15 protein-coding genes and 1 pseudogene are annotated in these 19,303 nt (G+C 71.6%); 6 read left to right on the plus strand and 10 right to left on the minus strand.

Going from position 1 to position 19,303, the window contains the following annotated elements:
* Position 1: 1 nt before the first annotated feature.
* The 7 genes from ACGFY5_RS13745 to ACGFY5_RS13775 form a co-directional block, all read right to left on the minus strand.
* Positions 2-1,210 (minus strand): CoA transferase, encoded by a 1,209-nt coding sequence (locus ACGFY5_RS13745; protein ID WP_392719934.1) that lies wholly within the window; start codon positions 1,208-1,210, stop codon positions 2-4.
* Positions 1,207-2,061 (minus strand): SWIM zinc finger family protein, encoded by an 855-nt coding sequence (locus ACGFY5_RS13750; protein WP_392719935.1) that lies wholly within the window; start codon positions 2,059-2,061, stop codon positions 1,207-1,209. Before ACGFY5_RS13750 ends, ACGFY5_RS13745 begins: the two co-directional genes overlap by 4 nt.
* A 4-nt stretch (positions 2,062-2,065) precedes the next feature.
* Positions 2,066-5,077: an SNF2-related protein gene (locus tag ACGFY5_RS13755; RefSeq protein ID WP_392719936.1), complete on the minus strand. Its 3,012-nt coding sequence runs from the start codon at positions 5,075-5,077 to the stop codon at positions 2,066-2,068.
* A gap of 32 nt (positions 5,078-5,109) precedes the next feature.
* Positions 5,110-5,346: an Atu4866 domain-containing protein gene (locus tag ACGFY5_RS13760; protein WP_392719937.1), complete on the minus strand. Its 237-nt coding sequence runs from the start codon at positions 5,344-5,346 to the stop codon at positions 5,110-5,112.
* A 245-nt stretch (positions 5,347-5,591) separates the two neighbouring features.
* Positions 5,592-6,602 (minus strand): Clp protease N-terminal domain-containing protein, encoded by a 1,011-nt coding sequence (locus tag ACGFY5_RS13765; RefSeq protein WP_392719939.1) that lies wholly within the window; start codon positions 6,600-6,602, stop codon positions 5,592-5,594.
* 69 nt (positions 6,603-6,671) lie between these two features.
* A complete protein-coding gene (locus tag ACGFY5_RS13770; protein ID WP_392719940.1) occupies positions 6,672-7,196 on the minus strand; it encodes an SRPBCC domain-containing protein in 525 nt (174 codons plus the stop codon).
* On the minus strand, positions 7,186-7,500 hold the full coding sequence (locus ACGFY5_RS13775; protein ID WP_392719941.1) for an ArsR/SmtB family transcription factor: 315 nt from the start codon (positions 7,498-7,500) through the stop codon (positions 7,186-7,188). The genes ACGFY5_RS13770 and ACGFY5_RS13775 overlap by 11 nt, the downstream gene beginning before the upstream one ends.
* 57 nt (positions 7,501-7,557) lie before the next feature.
* Between ACGFY5_RS13775 and ACGFY5_RS13780 the strand changes: the two genes are divergently transcribed.
* The 5 genes and pseudogenes from ACGFY5_RS13780 (at position 7,558) to ACGFY5_RS13800 (ending at position 13,883) form a co-directional block, all read left to right on the plus strand.
* The gene (locus tag ACGFY5_RS13780; RefSeq protein WP_392719942.1) at positions 7,558-9,168 is read left to right on the plus strand and encodes a PucR family transcriptional regulator; all 1,611 of its coding nucleotides are present in this window, start codon (positions 7,558-7,560) and stop codon (positions 9,166-9,168) included.
* Between the two features lie 10 nt (positions 9,169-9,178).
* Positions 9,179-9,784 carry an FMN-binding negative transcriptional regulator gene (locus ACGFY5_RS13785; protein ID WP_392719943.1) on the plus strand — a complete coding sequence of 202 codons (606 nt, stop codon included), beginning with the start codon at positions 9,179-9,181 and terminating at the stop codon, positions 9,782-9,784.
* Entirely contained in the window at positions 9,781-11,199 is a 1,419-nt protein-coding gene (locus tag ACGFY5_RS13790; protein ID WP_392719944.1) for an amidohydrolase, read from the plus strand. Before ACGFY5_RS13785 ends, ACGFY5_RS13790 begins: the two co-directional genes overlap by 4 nt.
* The gene (locus ACGFY5_RS13795) at positions 11,196-12,812 is read left to right on the plus strand and encodes an MOSC domain-containing protein (RefSeq protein WP_392719945.1); all 1,617 of its coding nucleotides are present in this window, start codon (positions 11,196-11,198) and stop codon (positions 12,810-12,812) included. The genes ACGFY5_RS13790 and ACGFY5_RS13795 overlap by 4 nt, the downstream gene beginning before the upstream one ends.
* Positions 12,813-12,895: 83 nt before the next feature.
* A pseudogene (locus ACGFY5_RS13800) lies at positions 12,896-13,883 on the plus strand (FAD-dependent oxidoreductase).
* 56 nt (positions 13,884-13,939) lie between these two features.
* On the opposite strand, the gene ACGFY5_RS13805 reads toward ACGFY5_RS13800, so the two are convergent.
* Genes ACGFY5_RS13805 through ACGFY5_RS13815 form a run of 3 tightly spaced genes read right to left on the minus strand, consistent with a single transcriptional unit; the run spans position 13,940 to position 17,756 of the window.
* Positions 13,940-15,118 (minus strand): M20 family metallopeptidase, encoded by a 1,179-nt coding sequence (locus tag ACGFY5_RS13805; protein WP_392719946.1) that lies wholly within the window; start codon positions 15,116-15,118, stop codon positions 13,940-13,942.
* Entirely contained in the window at positions 15,115-16,689 is a 1,575-nt protein-coding gene (locus ACGFY5_RS13810; RefSeq protein ID WP_392719947.1) for a hydantoinase/oxoprolinase N-terminal domain-containing protein, read from the minus strand. The genes ACGFY5_RS13805 and ACGFY5_RS13810 overlap by 4 nt, the downstream gene beginning before the upstream one ends.
* The gene (locus ACGFY5_RS13815) at positions 16,686-17,756 is read right to left on the minus strand and encodes a DUF917 domain-containing protein (protein ID WP_392719948.1); all 1,071 of its coding nucleotides are present in this window, start codon (positions 17,754-17,756) and stop codon (positions 16,686-16,688) included. The genes ACGFY5_RS13810 and ACGFY5_RS13815 overlap by 4 nt, the downstream gene beginning before the upstream one ends.
* Before the next feature lie 73 nt (positions 17,757-17,829).
* On the opposite strand from ACGFY5_RS13815, the gene ACGFY5_RS13820 reads away from it, so the two are divergent.
* Positions 17,830-19,302 (plus strand): PucR family transcriptional regulator, encoded by a 1,473-nt coding sequence (locus ACGFY5_RS13820; RefSeq protein ID WP_392719949.1) that lies wholly within the window; start codon positions 17,830-17,832, stop codon positions 19,300-19,302.
* Position 19,303 lies beyond the last annotated feature (1 nt).

Consider the following 19,303-nt stretch of genomic DNA (forward strand, 5'->3'; position numbering starts at 1 on the left):
GTCAGCGGATCGCGCCTGCCTCGGCGAGGGCGGCGACGTCGGACGGGCCCAGCCCGAGCCAATCCTCGAGCACATCACCGGTGTCCCCGCCCACCGCCGGCGCGGGCCCGGGAGCGGGCGGCGTCCACCCGGTAGGCCGCCCCACCGGCGCCGGCACCGGATACCGCCCGAGCTCCGGATCGTCGACCTCGGTGAACAACCCACTCGCCGCGAGCAACCCGTCCCGCGACCGGGTCATCTCCTCGATCGTCCGGTAGTCACCCCACAACACCTTCGCCTTCTCCAACGAAGCCACGACCTCGGCATGCGTCCGCTGCTCGAACCACGGCCGCAGCAACGCCGAAATCACGTCCCGGTACCGGTACCGGGCCTCCTCCTCGGCGAACGTCACCCCGATCGCCTTCTCCATCGCCGCCAGCACGTCCTCCGTGCCGGTCAACGTGATCAGGCTGTTCCAGTGCCGGTTCGTCAACGCGACCACCATCACCCGCCGCGAGTCCGCGGTAGCGAAGTCACACCCGTACGACCCGTACAGATAGTTCCCCTCGCGCAACCGCTGCGACCCGTTCACCACCACGTCCGCGACGAACCCCAGCTGCGCCATCGTCGCCACGGCCACGTCGGCCAGGTTGATCTCGACGTACTGCGGCGCACCGGTCGCCCGTCGCAACCGCTCCGCGGACACCACCGACAGCGCCGCGTGCGCCCCCGTGATCAGGTCCCACGCCGGCAGCACGTGGTTCACCGGAGAGCTGGCGTCCACCGGCCCGGTCACCCACGGCAACCCGACCTCGCAGTTGACCGTGTAATCCACCGCCGGACGCCCGTCCGAGCGTCCGCCGATCTGGACCTGGATCAGGTCGGGCCGCACCGCGAGCAGCTCGGAGTGCCGCAACCACGACTGCCCGACCGCGTTCGTGACCAGGATGCCGTGCCCGTCGCCCGGCACACCCAGCAACCGCCGGACGACGTCCCGGCCACCCTCACTGCGCAGGTCGACCTCGATCGACCGCTTGCCCCGGTTGAGCCCGGCCCAGTACAGGCTGCGCCCACCCGGGGCAAGCGGCAGCCGCCGCGTGTCGGTCGCGCCACCGATCGGGTCGATCCGCACGACGTCGGCGCCGAGCTGCGCCAGCGTCATGCACGCGGACGGCCCGGCCACGTACGTGCACAGGTCGACGACGTGGAGCCCGGCGAGCGGAAGAGTCATGACCCGACCGTATCGGGCCGGCGGCGATCGCTCGGCCGGTCCTCTTCCGGGTCCGCGGTCAGCATGGTGTATGCGGTGCCGAGCAGGTCCATGAGCGGCGTGCCGCGCACGGTGGCGGTCAGCGGCGTCAAAGTGCGCACCAAGGCGTCGCCGGCGCCGGGGTGTACCGCGCTCCGCGGCGGCGGGGTTTCGTCGGCCGCCGCCCAGAACGCGTCGACGCAGTCCGCCAGCGGCCGGTCGGCCACCCCCGCGGACCAGCTCGGCGCGCTGTTCTCCACCGTCGTGCGGCGTAGCGCGTCGAGCAGCGCCTCCTGATCGCGGCCCCGCCACGCCAGCACCAGGAACGGATCGTCGTCGAACGCTTCGGCGAGCACGTAGCAGACCGCGGCGACGTGCTTGCACGGCACGCTCCAGTCCGGGCAGGAGCATTTCATCCCCACCGACGTCGGGAACAGCGGCGTCCCGCAGTCGGCGAAGACCTGCTCGATCTCGGGGGGCAGCTCCCCGGCAAGCAGCGCGGCCCGGTACAGCGCGGCGGCGGCGAGCGACTCCTCCACCTGCGCCCACTGCGGTTCGGTCACTGCGGGCACGGTCAGCCGCACCGCGTAGGGGGTGGTCCGGCTGCCCTGGACGTCCGCCCGGACGACCCCCGGCTCGATGGCGAGGCTCAGCACCTGACCCTGGCGGGCGTACGTGCGCCCCCGCGTCAGCCGACCGCCGAGGTTCAGCGCCTCCAACACCGCGAGGAAACGGCGCGACCACCACTCCTCGCCGATCTGCCCACGCTTGTTGCGCACCGCGATCCCGCCGGACACGCGCAGCGGGCCAGTGCCGTAGTGATCAAAAGCCATCCCGCTACTCCGATACCGCATCGGCGGACAGGGCGACCAACGAGCGGAGCTCGCCGACGCTCAACTCCGTCAGCCACCCCTCGCCGGTTCCCACGATGCGCTCAGCCAGCGCGCGCTTTTCCGCGATCATCGCGTCGATCCGCTCCTCGAGCGTCCCGACGCAGGTGAACTTGCGGACCTGCACGTTCTTGCGCTGGCCGATCCGGAACGCCCGGTCGGTGGCCTGGTCCTCGACCGCGGGGTTCCACCACCGGTCGTAGTGGATCACGTGGTTGGCGGCGGTCAGGTTGAGACCCGAACCGCCGGCCTTCAGCGACAGCAGGAGCACTCCGGGGCCGTCGGTCCGCTGGAACTTCTCCACCAGGGCGTCGCGCGCCTTCTTCGGGACGCCCCCGTGCAGGAACGACACCGGCGCGGTGAGCCGGGCCGCCAGATAGGGCTCGAGCATCCGGCCGAACTCGGCGAACTGAGTGAAGCAGAGCGCCTTGTCCCCCTCTGCGACCGCCTCGCCCAGGATTTCCTCCAGGCGGGCCAGCTTGCCCGATCGTCCCGCCAGCGCCGACCGGTCACCGAGCAGGTGGGCGGGGTGATTGCAGATCTGCTTGAGCTTGGCCATGGTCGCCAGCACCAGTCCGCGCCGCTCCATGCCGTCGCTGCCCCCGATCCGGTCCAGCATGTCGTCGACAGTGGCTTGGTAGAGGGTGGCCTGTTCGGCGGTCAGGTTGCACCAGACGACCATCTCCTGCTTGTCAGGGAGATCGTCGATGATCGATGTGTCGGTCTTGACGCGGCGCAGGATGAAGGGACCGGTAGCCCGTTTCAAGGCTTCCGCGGCCGACGCGGAGCCTTCCCGTTCGATCGGTACGGCGAACGCCGTGCGGAAGCCGGTGGCCGACCCCAGCAGACCGGGGTTGGTGAAGTCGAACAGCGACCACAGATCGCCGAGATGGTTCTCCACCGGCGTTCCGGTGAGCGCGATCCGGCTGCTGGCCGGCAGTGCACGCACGGCCCGGGCGGCTTTCGTCGCGCTGTTCTTGATGAACTGTGCCTCGTCGCAGACCACGCGCCGCCAGGTGACCGCCGCGAGGTCCGCCTGATCCCGCGCGGCCACCGCATAGGTGGTCAGGACGACGTCGGAGGCGGCGAGAGTGTCCCGGAGTTCGGAGCCGGTGAGCCGGCCACCGCCGTGGTGGACGTGGACGCGCAGGTTCGGCGCGAATTTCTGCGCTTCCCGTTGCCAGTTGCCCACCAGCGACATCGGGCAGATCAGCAGCGTCGGTCCGGGCTCGGTGAGGAGCAGCGCGAGGAGCTGGACGGTCTTGCCCAGCCCCATGTCGTCGGCCAGGATGCCGCCGAAGCCGAGCGTGCCGAGGAAGGCCAGCCAGGACACGCCGCGCTCCTGATAGGGGCGCAGGGTGCCCGCGAAGTCCGCCGGGGTTTCGATCGGCTCGAGTGTCCGCTCGGTCGCGTCGGCGAGCAGGTCGCCGAGCCAGCCGTCGGCGTCCACCTGGGTCACCGGAAGATCGGTGGCCCCGACCGCGGCCGGGTGGCCGTCGGCGTCGGTGCCGTACATCGCCAGACGCATGGCCTCGCCGGCCGTCATCGTTCCGCTGCCCCGCCGTTCCAGGACCGCGAGTACTTTCCGCAGGTGACCCTGGTCGAGCTCCACCCATCGGCCGCGCAGACGCACCAGGGGCGCCTTGAGACGGGCCAGGTCGGCCAGCTCGTCCTCGCTGAGCACGTCGTCGCCGAGCGCCAGCTCGAACCGGAAGTCGACGAGGTCGTCTTGGCCGAAGCCGCCGGTGCGGACCGAACCGACCTTGCTGGTGGCGCGCGTCGTCAGCTTCAGCGACGGCCGGGTGCGGCCCAGCCCGGCCGGCAGCTGGACGCCGAAGCCGGCGGCCAGCAGCAACGGGGCGGTCCGGGTGACGAACCGGTGGGCGCCGGACGCGTCGGTCTCGACGGCCGAGGGCGCGGCCTTCCGCAGTTCGTCCCGCAGCTCCGGATAGAGGCGCGCGGCCCGGCCGAGCCCCGCCAGCAGCTCTTCCTCTCCCCGCGCGAAGCCGCGCGTCTCCCCCGCCCAGATCGCGGCGGCGGGCAGGATCAGGCTGGGGTCCTCGGGCGATTGCAATGCGGCTTCGACGATCCACGGGGCGGTCCCGTCGGCGGTTGGCTCGATCAGCCGGAACCGCAGCTGACGCGGGGCGGCAACCTCGTCTTCCCAGGTGGCCAGGCCCGCGGTCAGGGCGCGGAGGTCGTCGCCGTCCTCCGGTGCGACGGCGAACGACGGCGAGCCGGTGAGTGCCGCGACCCAGCGTTCGGCGACCGGAACCGGCCTGCGGCTCGGCGGCAGCAACGCGGGCAGCCGGCTTCGCGCGGCGGCGTCGGTCAGCGCGTCGAGTGCGGCGCCGACGACACCCGTCGCACTCGATCCGGCCATCGCCGCCCGGGCGGAAGGGGCGAGCATCGCCGCGAGTTCCCGCGCCCGAGCGGCGTCGGCGCCGACCAGCACCGGACGCCAGCGCGCTTCGGCGGCCCCGTCCACCGTCAGGGTCGGCAGCACCCGACCGCGCCGGACCAGGTCGTCGACCAGCTCGCACAGGTTGGCCATCGACCGCCACGAACCACCGAACAACAAGAACTCACTGCACTCCGACGCCACGGCGACGAGTTGAGGAACGAGGTGAAGGACCGCGCCGGCCGCGAACGACAGCGCCGGAACGCGCCACGGGGTGAGTGTCGTCGCGCCGGAACGCGCCGGTCGCGGAGACAGGGCGAGCATCTGCGGGGAGGGCACCGGGCGGCGGCCCACCGTGGGCAGCGCGAGTTCGGCGTCGACCTCGGTGGCTTTTCGCAGTAGTTCTGCTGCTGCGGGGGCCGCTCGCTCGAGCGTGTCGAGGAGTTCGGGCAGCTCCGCCACTCCGGACCGGGAGTCGGCGCTCTCGGCCCACACCAGCAGCGACTGCCCTGACCACGCCACGTGCGTCGCGATCGCCCTCGGCGTGGCACGGACCATGATTCCGAAGTCTAGTGTGCAGCCCAGCTGAGTTACTCCCGGTAGAGCACCAGATGCTCGTGGTACAGCACTCCGTCACGGACGTCACCGGTCGCGGTGAAACCGGTGTCGTCAACGTAATCGAGGTGACTGCCGGTGACCGTGTAGCGGCCCGTGTAGGCGCTGGCCTTGGTCCCCCGCGCCTCGTCGTACCGGCCGTCCGCGCGGAGCTCTTGCCGGATGTGCCCGTCCGCGGTGACCCACATACCGACGACATCGATGTCGGTCATGACCGACTCCTTTTCACTCGAAGACCCGCCCAGTCTCCGACGCCCACCGACCACGTACCAGGGTGCGTTACTCCCAGGGCGCGTCGTGCTGAGCCATCTCGCCGGCCTCGACTCCGGTCCGCCCCAGCTGCGCCACGACTCGCTGCGCCCGCGGCGCTCCGCAATCCAACGCCCGCGATGCCGCAGCCGTGGCTTCCCGCCGGTCTCCGCAGTCGAGGTACGACACTTCTGGCGCGGGCCGGGAATCAAGCCAGGGCCGCGAGGATTCGTGCGGAGCGGTTACCCGGGTGGGCGGTGAGGCGCTCGAGGAGCACGCCGGTGTCTTCGGGCCAGTCCGGGCCGGGCTTCAGGATCTTGTCGGCCGGTACCTCGTCCGGACGGTCGTCCAGGGTGACCGCGCGAACCCGGCGGTGGTCGATGCCGCGGGCGAGCAACGTGTCGCCACCGCCGTAGCGCCCGGCGGCCGGGGCTTCCCCGTCGGCGGCCCCGGCGGCCATGTGCGGGTATCCGGCCGCGACCTCGTGCGTGACCAGCAGCGCCAGGAGCAGGTCGTCGGTGCGGGTGGCGCGTTTCTGCCGCCGTGCCCGCTCGTCGGCCTCCGCGCGGATCCACATCACGGGGTGGGCCGCGTGGTTGACCTCCCGCGCGAAGACGGAGAACAGCAGCTTGTCCTTGAGCCCGCGGCCGCGGTAGCGCACCCGCCCGAGCAGCGCGTCCCGGGCCGGGCGCAGCTCCGGCGGCACCCGGTCCTCACCGCGCTCCGCGTGGCCGGCCCGTGCGGCAGCCCGCACCGCGTCGACGTCGACTCCCGCGCTGCGGAGCACCCCGCACGCCTCGGACGCGGGATCCTCCAGCAGCGCCGCGAGCAACGCGACCCGGGAGTCGTCGGCGACCGACCGCACCGCGGCCCGGGAGCCGTCACCGGCCGACCGCACCGCGGCCTGGGAATCGGCGACCGACCGCAGCGCGGCCTCCGCCGTGGCCGATACCGGCAGGGGCCGACCGTCGGCGGTCCGCACCGTCGGGCTGTCCGTCGGTGCCGGATCGACGGGCTCGTTGGTCACCCGCCCGGCCGTCTTCACCACCGTCACGACGACGATCGGCGTGACGTCGAACGTGTCCAGCAGCGCCCCGGCATGCTCGTCGTGGGCGACCGCATACAGCAGGTGATCGGTGCCGACCGGTCCAGCGGTCAGGCCCCTGGCGCGAGCCAGCGTCCGCGTCAGCCGATCGTCCACAGTGAGTTCGTCCGTCACCGGTCGTCCACCTCCGTCGTCGGTCCCCACCCCAGCATCGCGGGGCCCGCAACAAGGATCACGCGATGATCATGACCAACCCGATTCGTAGGAGTCGCGGAGGTCCGGCCAGCCGTAGTCCAGGGCCCGCGGCCCGGTGACCCGCTCGCGGTCGGTGTCGTCCTCGGCCGCGAGCCGACCCAGGCACACCTGCCAGCCCGCCGCGTAGGCGGGCGCCATCGAGCGGTCGTCGAAGGTCTGCCGCAGTTCGAGGACGCACCCGTCATCGGAGGGCGTGACCGTCCAACGCATCAGGTCGGTGCCCCAGCGGTGCACGAGCACGTGCGGCGGATCGACGAGCAGCACCTCGGCGTCGTTCGGCGCGTCGTCCGGGTTCTCGCGGCAGGTCGCCGGGCCCACCGACGTCAGGGGCCGGTCGGGCACGATCGGAGACCACTTCCGCAACCGCGCGGGGTCCACGAGCATCTCCCAGAGCCGCTTCGCATCGTGCCGGAACGCCCGGCGCAGCACGAGCGTCCAGCGGGTTTCGTCGCGCTCCACAACCGCATCAAGAGGGCCGTGGATTTCAGAAAAGACGACTTCGTCACGTGCCATCGGAATCCTCCGCATCGAGTGCTTCGTCCAACCGGTCAAAGCTGGCGGTCCACACCCGCAGATACGGCTGCACCCAGGCGACCACGTCGGGCAGCGGGTCCGCGGAGAGGCGGTACACGCGGCGCTTCCCGACGATCTGCGCCTCGACGACACCGGCGTCACGCAGCACCCGCAGGTGCTTGGAGACCAGCGACTGCGACAGCTCCAACGCCCGGACCAGCGCGCCGACGTCACTCTCCGCGACCCGCAGGCGATCGACGATGGCCCGCCGGGTCGGCTCCGCGATGACCGTGAACCCGTCCACGCGCCAAGTATTACCGCTCGTTCATATGAACTGCAAGGCATTCATTAGAGTGGGCCGATGGACCCGGGGGACGTGTACGCGCGATCGACGACGGTGCTGACACCCGCCCAGCCGGAACCCATCACCCTGCGGGAACTCCTCGGTGCCCTCGGCCCGCACGCGCTGCGCCTGATCGCCGGCCACCGGCTCGACCAACCGGTCGGCGAACCGCTGGTCCACGGTCCGGGTGAGCCGCTCCCCCACGTCGGCGAGAGCATCGTGTTCCTCACCGGCGCCCACGCCGGCCAGCAGGAGAGCCTCCGCCAGATCGCCGCCGCCGGCGGACACACCGTCGTCCTCAAGGCCTGGAAGCACGAGATCGCCGACGACCACGGCCTCACGCTGCTCTGCACTCCCGACGAGATGACCTGGCGCCATCTCGACGCGCTGATCACCACCGCCCGGCTCGCGGGCTCGACGGTGAACGAGCCCAGCGGCGACCTGTTCAGCCTCGCCAACGCGATCGCCGCGTCGCTCGGCGGCCCGGTCACGATCGAAGAGACCTCGGGCCGGATCATGGCCTACTCCAACCTGCCGGGCCAGGACATCGACGACATCCGGCGCCGGGCGATCCTCGGCCGCCAGACGCCCGAGCGGCCCACGAACGCCGTGGAGTACCAGGCCGTGCTCACCGCGCCGGGCCCGGTGTTCTTCGAGAGCTCGCACCCCGACTACGCCGACCGGCTGGCCGTCGCGGTCCGCGCCGGTCACCAGGTGCTGGGCGTCATCTTCGTGCTGTGCGACCGTCCCCGGCTCGTCGACGACGCCGACCGGGTGCTGTTCGACGCGGCGCGCACCACGGCGATGCACCTGTTGCGCCTCCGCGGCTCGCACGACCCGGACCGCACCCGGCGCGGTGAGGCCCTGCGCGGCCTGCTCGCCGACACGCTCGACGCCCCCGCGGCGGCCGCGGCGCTGGGTCTCCCGGTGACGACAAGCCTGGTGGTCGCGGTCGTCCGGCCCGTCGCTCAGCCGGGCCTGCACGCGGCCCAGGTCGCCGACCTGGTCGCGCTGCACGGCGAGTACTGGCACGCGGGCGCCGCGTCGGTGCTCGACGGCGGCGACCTCGTGCTGTTGCTCCCCGGCCCGACGTCGACGAACCGGCTGCGGAAACTCGGCGCGGACCTCGCCACGGCTGCCCGCCGCTCCGCGGGCGTCGAGCTGCGGATCGGCTTCGGGCCCGAGGTGAGCGGCCTCGAATGCGCGCGCCGATCACGGCAGCTCGCCGACCGGGTGCTGCGAGCGGGCCGCGACGTGGCCCTCCTTGACGACGTCCGCAGCGAGCTCGTCCTGACAGCACTGCCGGACGACGACGAAGCACTGCTGCTCCCCCAGGTCAGGGCGGTACTGGACCACGACACCACCCAGGGCACCGACTACGCGGCCACCCTCCTGACCTACCTCGGCACGTCCGGCAACATCACCGCGACCGCCCAGGCGCTCAACGTCCACGAGAACACCGCCCGCTACCGGGTGCGCCGCCTGACCGAGCGGTTCGGCATCGAGCTCGGCGCGGGCGACGAAACGCTGGTGACCTGGCTCCAGCTGCGCAACGCCTGTCGTCGCCCACAAGACGGGCCCCACCGGTCGGTGTCTGACGACAGTGAACGCACGGACCCCGGCGCCTAACGTCGTCGGTATGCACACGCGCGCCGAATACGCGTGGCCCGCGGACGACGCCGAGCTGGCGCGTTTCGTCGAGGCCCACCCGTGGGTGACGATGATCAGCGAGGGGCTGGTCGTCTCGCACCTGCCGGTCGTCGTCGACCACACCGCCGACGAGCTGACGCTGCTGGGTCACCTGTCCGCGTCCGACGCCGAGAAGCACGAGCTGGGCCAGTCGGACACGGTGCTGGTCGTGCACGGACCCCACGGCTACGTCAGCGCCGGCTGGTACGCGCACGGCCCCAGCGTCTCCACCTGGAACTTCGTCGTCGCCCACCTGTACGGACGCCCGTCGGTGCTCGACCACGACCAGACCCTCGACGTCCTGACCCGAACCCAGGACCACTTCGAATCCGGCCGCCCCCACCCCTACCTGACCGAGCAGGTCGCCGAGTACGCCGCGAAGCTCACGCCGTACGTCGCGGGCTTCCGGCTGGTGCCGAGCCGGGTCGAGACCAAGCGGAAATTGAGCCAGGACAAGCCCGCCGACGACGTCGCGGGTGTGCTCCGCGGCTTGGAGGACCCCATGGATCCGCACGCCAACCCCGTTCTGGCCCTCGCGATGCGGGGCATCCGATGAGCGTGGTCCTGCGGGGTGGTCGCCTCGGCCTCGGTGGCCCCGCGTCCGACGTCGAAATAGAAGACGGAACCGTGACGGCGGTCGGGCCGGCAGGCAGCCTGGACGGTGACGAGGTCGTGGCGCTCGGCGACGCGACGGTGCTGCCCGGCCTGGTCGACGGACACGTGCACGTCGAGCAGTGGGTGCGCCACCGGCGCAGCGTCGACTTGTCCGCGGTGCGGAGCCCGGCGGAAGCGGCCCGGGCGCTGCGCGGTTCGTCGGGCGATCAGTGGGTCTCCGGCCGGGACATCGTCCCCGCGCTCTGGGCAGAACAACCGCACAAGCACTTTCTGGACGACGAACTGGGCGACGTTCCGGTCGTCGTGCGCAGTATCGACCTGCACACGACGTGGTTCAGCAGTGCGGCGCTGGCGCTCGTCGGTCTCCCCGACCACCCGACCGGGGTGCTGCGCGAGACGGAGTCGATCGAGGCGAACCACCGGCTGAGCGAGCTCACGCCAGCTTCGGAGGTGGACGGCTGGATCGCCGAGGCGCTCGCGGGGTTGCCCGCACTGGGACTGACCGCGCTGATCGACCTGGAGTTCAGCGACAACCTGGTGGCGTGGAAGCGCCGTGCGGCTCCGCCGGTCCGGGTGCACGCCGGGATCTGGACGCCGTGGCTGGACGAGGCGATCGCATCCGGCAGGCGCACCGGTGACGCCTGTGCGGACCGGGTGCAGGTGGGCCCCTACAAGATCGTCAGCGACGGTTCGCTCAACACGCGGACGGCCTGGTGCTGCGACCCCTACCCGGACGACTCCTATGGGCTGTGCCTGGTGCCGGCCGACCAGCTCGAAGCGTTGATGCGCAGGGCGTGGGAGGCGGGGTTGGTGCCCGCGATCCACGCGATCGGGGATCGCGCCAACACTGCCGTGCTCGACGCGTTCGAACGGATCGGCTGCACCGGGCGGATCGAACACGCGCAGCTGGTGACGGCGGAAGACGCACCCCGGTTCGGCGCTCTCGGCGTCGTCGCGTCCGTGCAGCCGCAGCACGCGGTGACCGACCGGGACGTCGCCGACCGCCTGTGGGCCGGACGCACCGACCGCGCGTTCGCCTACCGGACGCTGCACGACGCCGGGGCCAGGCTCGAACTCGGCTCGGACGCACCGGTCAGCCCGCTGAACCCGTGGCAGGCCATCGCCGACGCCGTCTACCGCAGCGACGACGGGCGGCCGGCGTGGCACCCGGAGCAGGCGTTGCCGCTCGACGTGGCGGTCACCGCGGCCTGTGCCGGGCGCTCGTCCGTGGAGGTCGGCGCGGTGGCCGATCTGACCGTCGTAGCCGGGGACCTGCTGTCGTCCTCCGAGACGGAACTGCGGCAGCCCACCGTGTTGGCGACAGTGGTCGGCGGCGACTTCACGTACCTGCGGTGAGGGTCCTCGGCTTCAACGTCGGCACGGTGCAGACGCAACTGATCGACGGTGAAGAGGTGCAGACGGCGTACCTGAAGTCGCCGGTCGCGCCGCCGTGGGTCATCACCGCCGGCGGGGCCGCCGGTGACGAGGTCGCCGTCCACACCAACCACCTGTACGCGATCGACCGCGAAAGTTACGCGTACTGGGGCTATTCCCGCGCCGAGGACGGGCTGTTCGCCGAGAACCTGACGCTCGATGTGCTGGATCAGTCGGAGTTGCGGGTCGGGGACCGGTTCCTGATCGGCACCGCGGTCATCGTGGTGACCGGCCCGCGGATCCCGTGCTGGAAGCTCACGTGGCGGCTGGGGCGGCCGAAGACGTTCATGCGCGAGTTCCGGCTGTCGGGGCGCTCCGGCTCGTACTTCGGCGTGATCTCGCCCGGGGTGGTGGGGCCCGGTGACGATCTCGTGTTGCTCGATCGGGATGGTGATGCCCCCACCGTGGCGGAGCTGTCGCGGCTGTGCGACTCGGGCACCGAGATCACGGAGGCGGACCGGGACGTCATCGACCGGGCGCTGGCGTGCGAGCACCTCAGTGACGGCGTACGCGGCACGCTGGACCTGAAGATGGCGAACCTGGCCCGCGACGCCGCGGGCGGTGGCTGGCGGGGGTGGCGCCGGTTCACTGTCGACGAGGTCGTGCCGGAGACGCGGGATGTTCACTCGTTCGTGCTGCGCCCTGTCGATTCCCGGGAGCTTCCCGGGTTCCGCGCGGGCCAGCACGTCGTCGTCCGGATCGGCGACGTCGTCCGCACGTGGAGCCTGTCGGCCTACACCGGCGACCACTACCGGATCACGGTGAAGCTGCGCGGGGCCGGGAGTGCGGCGCTGCTGGCCGCCGCGGAAGTCGACCTGCGGGCGCCCGCCGGGCGGTTCCACCTCGACCGAGGCAGCTTCCGGCCGGTCGTGCTCGTGGCGTCGGGGATCGGCATCACCCCGATGATCGCGATGGTGCAGGCGCATCTCGCTCGGAACGGGTTCGTGCCGCCGCTGTGGCTGCTGTACCGCACGCGGGCGGAGCGGGTCGCTTTCGGGGCGTACCTCGACGAGGTGTTCGCGGCGCACGAGGACCTGCACGTGCGGTACTTCCACGGCCCGCCGTTGACGGCTTCGTCGGTGGTGGACGTGATGCGCGACAACTATTTGCCGACTCCGGACGGCCCCGCCGACATCCCGTGGTTCGAGAGCGACATCTACGTCTGCGGGTCACCTGCCTTCACCGCTGACGTTCGCGAGGGCCTGATCGAGCTCGGCGCGAACCCGGATCTCGTGTTCACCGAGGACTTCGTGGCGGCAGCCGTGGTGCCGTCCGGGCCTCGCCGACGTACCGACGCGGTCGTGCGTTTCGGGAGTCTCGAGGCCAACTGGTCGGCGGACAAGGAACAGACGCTCCTCGAGCTGGCCGAATCGCACGGCCTCGACCTGCCGTACGACTGCCGGGCCGGTACGTGCCGCACCTGCGAGGCGCACCTCGTGTCCGGCGACGCCGACGGCGCCGTGACCGGACGTCGTGTGCTGTTGTGCTCCAGCTATCCGCTCTCCGACCGGGTCGTCATCGAACCGCCCGCGTAGTTGTTCGGCGGCACAAAACCGCCCCCGCTGATCGGGAGCTGGCAACAGTGGCTCCGCGCCGTCCGGTGCCTAGCGTTCTGCTCATGACTCAGAGCTTCGACGTCGCCGTTGTCGGCCTCGGCGCCCTCGGTAGCGCCGCCGCCTACCACCTCGCGCGGCGCGGCGTGAACGTCGTCGCGTTCGAGCAGTTCGAGCTGGGGCACGTGCGTGGGGCCTCGCACGACACCTCACGGATCCTGCGGACCTCGTACGGCGAGACGCGGTACGTGCGGCTCGCCCAGTCGGCGTACGAGGACTGGGCCGACCTCTCGAAAGTCTCCGGCGAGGAGCTGGTCACGACCACCGGCGGCCTGATCTTCGCGCCGGTCGACGGCCCGTACTCCGCCAGTGCGTTCGTCACGAGCCTGAGCGAGGTCGGGCTGCCGTTCGAGCAGCTCACGCCCGCGGAGGTGCACGAGCGCTGGCCGCAGTTCCGCCTGCCCGACGGCGTCGAGACGATCTGGACGGACGACACCGCGATCGTCCACGCCTCGCGCACGGTCGCGGTGCTGCAGATGCAGGCGCGGGCCCACGGCACCGAGCTGCGGGCCAACACGCCGGTGGTCTCGTTGCGCCCGGACGCGTCCGGAGTGGTCGTCAACGGCGACATCCGCGCGCGCACGGTGATCCTCGCGACCGACGCGTGGACGAACGCACTGCTTGCACCGCTCGGCGCGGAGATACCGCTCGTGACCATGCAGGAGCAGGTCACCTACTTCAAGCCGGCCGATCCCGCGGCGTACGACCGCGACCGGTTCCCCGTCCGCTTCACTCCTGGCGGAGCTGTCTTCGTTCATGGGGGCGACGATCCCCGGCAGCGGTACGGCCCTGCGCACGGTGACGTGTCAGTACGCCCTCACCGCCGACCGCGAATTCGTCCTCAGCCCCTTACCCACCCATCCCGACATCATCGTCGCCCTGGGCTCCGGCCACGCCTTCAAGTTCACCCCGACCATCGGCCGCATTCTCGCCGACCTGGCCCTCACCGGCGAAACCACTGACGACATCTCCGCCTTCACCGTCCCGGCCTAGTCCCCGGCGCCCGCCCGCACAGGGATGCACTGTGGCGGCCGCACGACGGAGCGCGGTCAGCGGGTGAGACGGCGGACCGCGAGGTCGGCGAGGAGGGCTGCGTGTTCGTCGAGGTAGGAGTCGTCGAAGAGGGCTCGTTCGGAGTGCATGGGGCCACCTGAACCGTCCTTGGGCTGGACTCCCAGAAAGACGAGCGTCCCCGGGATCTCGTCCAGGACGTAGGCGAAGTCTTCGGAGGCCATGCCGGGGAACGGGAGGCGTACGACGCGGTCGCCGTAGCGTTCGTCGAGTAGCGCGAGGGTGTGCGCGGTCTCGGTCGGGTCGTTGACCGTCACCGGGTAGGAGTCGATGAACTGCACCTCGACGGTGCAGCCGTGCGCCTCGCCGATCGCGACCATGATCGCCGGGAGGTCCGTGCGCACGAGCGCGAGCGTTTCGCGGGAGAGCGCGCGGATGTTGAGTTCGAGGCTGACGCTACCCGCGAGCACGTTGCTCGCCGCGGAGTCCGACGACAGCCTGGTCACCGAGATCACGGCCGGGTCCGAGACCGGCACGCGGCGGGCGGTGAACGACTGGATGGCGAGGATGACCTCGGCGGCGACGGGCACCGGGTCCACACCGTGGTGCGGGTAGGCGGCGTGGCCGCCGGTTCCGACGACTCGGACGCGCAGGGCGCTGGCGCTCGACATGATCGGGCCCGGGCGGGTGACGGCCTGGCCGCCCGGGGTCACGCAGTCGACGTGCACGGCGTAGGCGGCGATCGGGCGTTCGCCGGCGACGTCGAGGACGCCCTCGTCGATCATCATGCGGCCGCCCGCGTAGCCTTCTTCGCCCGGTTGGAACATGAAGACGACAGTGCCGGGAAGTTCGTCGCGTCGGGCGGTCAGGAGCCGGGCGGCCCCGACCAGGCCGGCCATGTGCAGGTCGTGCCCGCAGGCGTGCATCGCGCCGTTCTCCGCGGCGAACGGCAACCCCGTGGCTTCCACGATCGGCAGCCCATCCATGTCGGACCGCAACAACACCACTGGCCCCGGCCCCCCGCGCAAAACAGCGGTCACCGACGAAAGCCCACGTCCAGTCGTGATCTCCAGCCCGAGCCCCTCGAGCGCCGCCAGAACCTTCGCCTGCGTGGCCGGCAGGTTCAAGCCCACCTCGGGCTCCGCATGCAGCGCCCGCCGCAGCGCCACCAGATCCGACCGCAAATCCGCGCCGGCAGCGCTCGGAGAGCCCGTCATGACGACCTCGCCCCTGCGCGCTCACCCAGCCTGGCCAAGGGGCCGGCGGCTTTGACGGAGACCTTGACCGTGGGGCGGTCGGTATAGGTCACCGGAACCTCCAGGATGTCCACGACCGCGACCTGGAGCGGATCCGCCCCCGCCTGGATCGCCTTCGCGATCGCCGCCTCGGAGGCCCCCGCGATCGCCGTCTCGCGACTCTCCAGCGGGCTGATCCGATCAGCCCGCCCACCCGCGAGCGAAATCGCCGCCCCCACCGCGTTGGCGACGTCCCCGTGCGACGTCCGCACGATCGCCCCGGCCCCCGGCAGATCGTCGGGAACGAGGAACCCGCCTCCCCCGACCACCACGAGCGGCAGATCCGCCCGCCCGAGCGACAATCGCTCCACGGCGTCGGCCAAGCGCGTTTGAGCAGTTTCGAGCGCGGCGCGCAGCGCCGACCGGACCGCGGACGGCTGCGCGGGCAACGACCGCCCCGCGATCGCCGCACCCGCGAGTGCGGCGGCATCCGTCAGCGTCGGGGTACTGCCCCCGAACAACAACGCTTCGGACGCGATGCGATAGCCGACCGAGCCCGGCCCCACCGCCCCGGTCGCCACGTCGACGACGGTGCCCCCGCCGACGCCGAGGCTCACGACGTCAGGCATCCGGAAGTTCGTCCGGACGCCACCGATCTCCCGGGGAAGCGTGGACTCACGCGGGAAGCCGTTGACGACGACCCCCAGGTCGGAGGTGGTGCCGCCGACGTCGATCACGATCGCGTCGGCGGCACCGGACAGGTACGCCGCACCGCGGATCGAGTTCGCCGGACCGGACCCGATCGTCAGCACCGGGTACTGCGCGGCGTAGTCGAGCGACATCAGCGTGCCGTCGTTCTGCGCGAAGAACGTGACGGCGTCCAGGCCTTCTTCCGCGACGACGGTCACGAGCGCCTCGGTCACGGCCCTGGCGACGCTGTAGAGCGCGGCGTTGAGCACCGTCGCGTTCTCACGTTCGAGCAGCCCGGTGGGGCCGATGTCGTGGCTCAGGAACACCCGGGCATCGGGGCCGAGGTGCGCCCGGATCAACTCGGCGACCTCCAGCTCCTGGTCCGGCGTGGAGGGGCTAAAAATGCCGCTCACGGCCACCGCGTCGAACTGGGTCCCGTCGAGGAACCGCAGAATGCCGTCCCGGTCCAACGGAGCGATCGGCGTGCCGTCGACCATGTGCCCACCGCCCACCATCGCCGACCCCGCGAGCACGAGCCCCGCCAGGTCCGACGGCCAGCCCAGCAGCGGCGGGTACTCGGTCGCCGCCGGGGCGCCCAGGCGGATCGCCGCGACCCGGTCGAGCTGACGCCGGGCGACGATCGCGTTCGTCGCGTGCGTGGTGCCGAGCATGACCCGCGAGACCCGCGAGCGGTCGTCACCGAGCGCCGCCAGCACCGCCGCGATCGCCGCGCGGATCCCGCCGGTGACGTCGTCGGTCGTCGCCTGCTTGGTGTGCGCGAGCACCGTGCCGGCACCGTCGATCACGACCGCGTCGGTGTTCGTGCCGCCGACGTCGACGCCGAGAGACAGATCGCGCGTCATCGAGCGCCCCCTTCGAATGGGGTGTAGGTGAGGTCGTAACCGAAGGCCTGCGGCCCGGCGAGCTCCAGACCGCGCGGCGAGCGCCAGATCGGGTCGCAGGCCCAGGCCAGCACCGACACCCGCTGGCCGTAGCGGAGCATCTCGGTCGTGATCGCGTGCCCGGTCTCGGCGTCGATGATCGTGACGTTGTCGGGGACGCTGACGAGCACCTCGCCGTCCTCGAGCACGATCAGGTTCTCGTTCTGCAGTTCCAGGCGCTGGAGCCGGTCGCGGTCGGCGCCCGTGCCGGCGATCGTCACCGAGCCGCGGGCGAAGCCGCCCTCGGTGCGCCGGTCGAGGTCGGCGATCTTGCCGGTGAGCAGGATCCGGCCGTTCAGAGCGTCCGCGACCGCGGCGACCGGTTCAGAGGACGACAACAGCGCGTGCCCGACGCGGATCGCCGCGCTCACCGTTCCCTCGATCACCGCGCCGCGAGCCGTCTCGTGCGTGAGCGGGTAGTGCACACCCAGGCAGATCGAGCCGCTCGCGACCGTGAGGGCCCGTGCGTGGCGCTCCAGCCAGTGCAGGTTGACGGTCTTGATCACCGAGACGTTGCCGACGACGTCGCTGAGCACCGAGAAGTCGCACGGCACCCCGGCGACGTTCATGGCCACCATCGCGGCGTCGGGGAACGCTCTGCCCATGCCGTCGGCGTCGAGGAGTTTCAGTCCGAGGCGGGATGCCCAGCCGACCGGACCGACACCGTTGCTGCCCCCGATCTCGGCAGCCATCAGCGTCGTGATCGGACGCCCGGCCGCGACTTCCGCCTCGCGCACCAGCAGTTCGATCTGACCGGCCGACGAGAGCATCTCGATGCCGACGGTCGGCGCACCGATGCCCGACATCGAGATCACGAGGTCGTCGGGGCCCAGGTCGTCGACGGTCACGAGCGGAACCGGCCCGTTGTCGCGCAGGGCCGCCTCGGCGACGATCTGCGCGGTGTAGACCGCCCCGCCGCCCCCGGTGCCGAAGATCGCCGCACCGGCCGCGAGTGCGCGGACGTCGGCCGCGGAAACACGTTGAGCCATGCGCTCACGATATGGCCGCCCGAGAATCGCAGAAATGGTTCGCTGACCCAGAGAATCTGGTCACACTGTGCCAATGGCACAACTGACGGTCCTTGAGCTTCTCGGCCACGGCGAGCGGCTCGGGGTGAGCCACAGCGCCGGGCCGGCCGACGAACGGCCCGTCGCACGGGTGACCGTGACGCCGCTCGACCTGCTGAGCACGGTGCCCGCCGACACGCTCGTGATCGTTCCCGGCGACGCCCATCCGGCGCCGTACCGCCTGGACGTCGCGCTGCGTCAGGCGAGCGCACGCCGGCTCGCGGGGCTGGTGTTCACGACCGAGCTCGCACTGCCCGAAACCGCCAGGGCGCTCGCGATCCGCGGCAACGTACCGGTCTTCGCCGCCGTGGGCACGACGCCTGCCGACCTCGCGCTCGCCGTCGACCGGCTGCTGTCCGGTGGCGCGTCCGAGGCGATCATGCGCGCGACGCACGGCATCTCGCGGGCCACCGATGCGGCGGCGAAACCCGACTGCACGCCCGAGAGCATCCTCGCTGCCGCGAACAGGGCCCTCGGCGCGGAGCTCACGCTGATCGAGGACGCGAGCGTCCCGTGGTCGGCGGCCGACGCGGTGTGCGTGGGTGAGGTGCCGATCGGGCGGCTCGTCGGGTCGGCCGATCCCGCGTCGGCGCTCGCGCTGCCGGTCATCGCGTCGCTGCTCTCGCGCATCGCGCAGCGCCGGATCTCCGACCGGTTCGCGCCGACCCAGTCGCGCGCGGACCTCATCGTCGAACTCGTGCTCGCCGAGTCGTCGCGGGTTGAGGGGTTCGTCGGGCAGGCCGCGCGGCTCGGGCTCCCGCTCCAGCTTTCGCACGTGGCGGCCTGGCTGATCCCGGTCGGGCTGGCCAACCCGGAGGCCCGGGCCCCGCGCAGCCTGCAACCGGCGCTCGAACTGTTCGCGTTACAGCTGGTCGACGGCCGCAGCGAGATGTGGCACGTGGCGTTCGTGCAGGACGATCTGATCCTCGTCAGCACGGAGGAGCACGGTGCCGGTGACCATCAGCGGCGCCTGCGCGGGGTGGCCGAGCGCATCCAGGAGTACGCGCGCAACCTGGCCGGGGAGGGCTGGGAGTACACGCTCGGGCTGGGTACCCCGTCCAGCGGTGCCACCGGGCTGCGGTCGTCCGCCGCGGAGGCGCGGATCGCCGCCGAGTCGGCGATCGCCGCCGGACGCTTCGGCGGTGTCGAGCTGACCGACGTCACGGGGCTGCGTCGGGTGCTCCTCGACGTCTACGCGTCCCCCACCAGCCGCAGCCTGCTGGCCGACATCCTGCATCCGCTGGACGCCCTGGGGCCGGAGCGCGCTCACACCGCGGTGCAGACGCTGCTCGCCTACCTCGCGCACCGCAACTCGCTGGCCCACGCCGGGCGTGAGCTGAACCTGCACCCGAACGCGGTCGGGTACCGGCTCAAGCGGGTGCGCGAGGTACTGCACCTCGACCTCGACGACCCCGACACGCGCTTCGCAGTCGAACTCGCCTGCCGAGTGCGCTTACTGAGCGCGTAGC

It is taken from the genome of Cryptosporangium sp. NPDC048952, assembly GCF_043197895.1.
Taxonomy (GTDB): Bacteria; Actinomycetota; Actinomycetes; order Mycobacteriales; family Cryptosporangiaceae; genus Cryptosporangium.

Excerpts from the sequence above, each read along its gene's own strand:
- ACGFY5_RS13745 (WP_392719934.1), bottom strand. The coding sequence starts at position 1,210 with ATGACTCTTCCGCTCGCCGGGCTCCACGTCGTCGACCTGTGCACGTAC.
- ACGFY5_RS13750 (WP_392719935.1), bottom strand. The coding sequence starts at position 2,061 with ATGGCTTTTGATCACTACGGCACTGGCCCGCTGCGCGTGTCCGGCGGG.
- ACGFY5_RS13755 (WP_392719936.1), bottom strand. The coding sequence starts at position 5,077 with ATGGTCCGTGCCACGCCGAGGGCGATCGCGACGCACGTGGCGTGGTCA.
- ACGFY5_RS13760 (WP_392719937.1), bottom strand. The coding sequence starts at position 5,346 with ATGACCGACATCGATGTCGTCGGTATGTGGGTCACCGCGGACGGGCAC.
- ACGFY5_RS13770 (WP_392719940.1), bottom strand. The coding sequence starts at position 7,196 with ATGGCACGTGACGAAGTCGTCTTTTCTGAAATCCACGGCCCTCTTGAT.
- ACGFY5_RS13780 (WP_392719942.1), top strand. The coding sequence starts at position 7,558 with ATGGACCCGGGGGACGTGTACGCGCGATCGACGACGGTGCTGACACCC.
- ACGFY5_RS13785 (WP_392719943.1), top strand. The coding sequence starts at position 9,179 with ATGCACACGCGCGCCGAATACGCGTGGCCCGCGGACGACGCCGAGCTG.
- ACGFY5_RS13790 (WP_392719944.1), top strand. The coding sequence starts at position 9,781 with ATGAGCGTGGTCCTGCGGGGTGGTCGCCTCGGCCTCGGTGGCCCCGCG.
- ACGFY5_RS13805 (WP_392719946.1), bottom strand. The coding sequence starts at position 15,118 with ATGACGGGCTCTCCGAGCGCTGCCGGCGCGGATTTGCGGTCGGATCTG.
- ACGFY5_RS13810 (WP_392719947.1), bottom strand. The coding sequence starts at position 16,689 with ATGACGCGCGATCTGTCTCTCGGCGTCGACGTCGGCGGCACGAACACC.
- ACGFY5_RS13815 (WP_392719948.1), bottom strand. The coding sequence starts at position 17,756 with ATGGCTCAACGTGTTTCCGCGGCCGACGTCCGCGCACTCGCGGCCGGT.
- ACGFY5_RS13820 (WP_392719949.1), top strand. The coding sequence starts at position 17,830 with ATGGCACAACTGACGGTCCTTGAGCTTCTCGGCCACGGCGAGCGGCTC.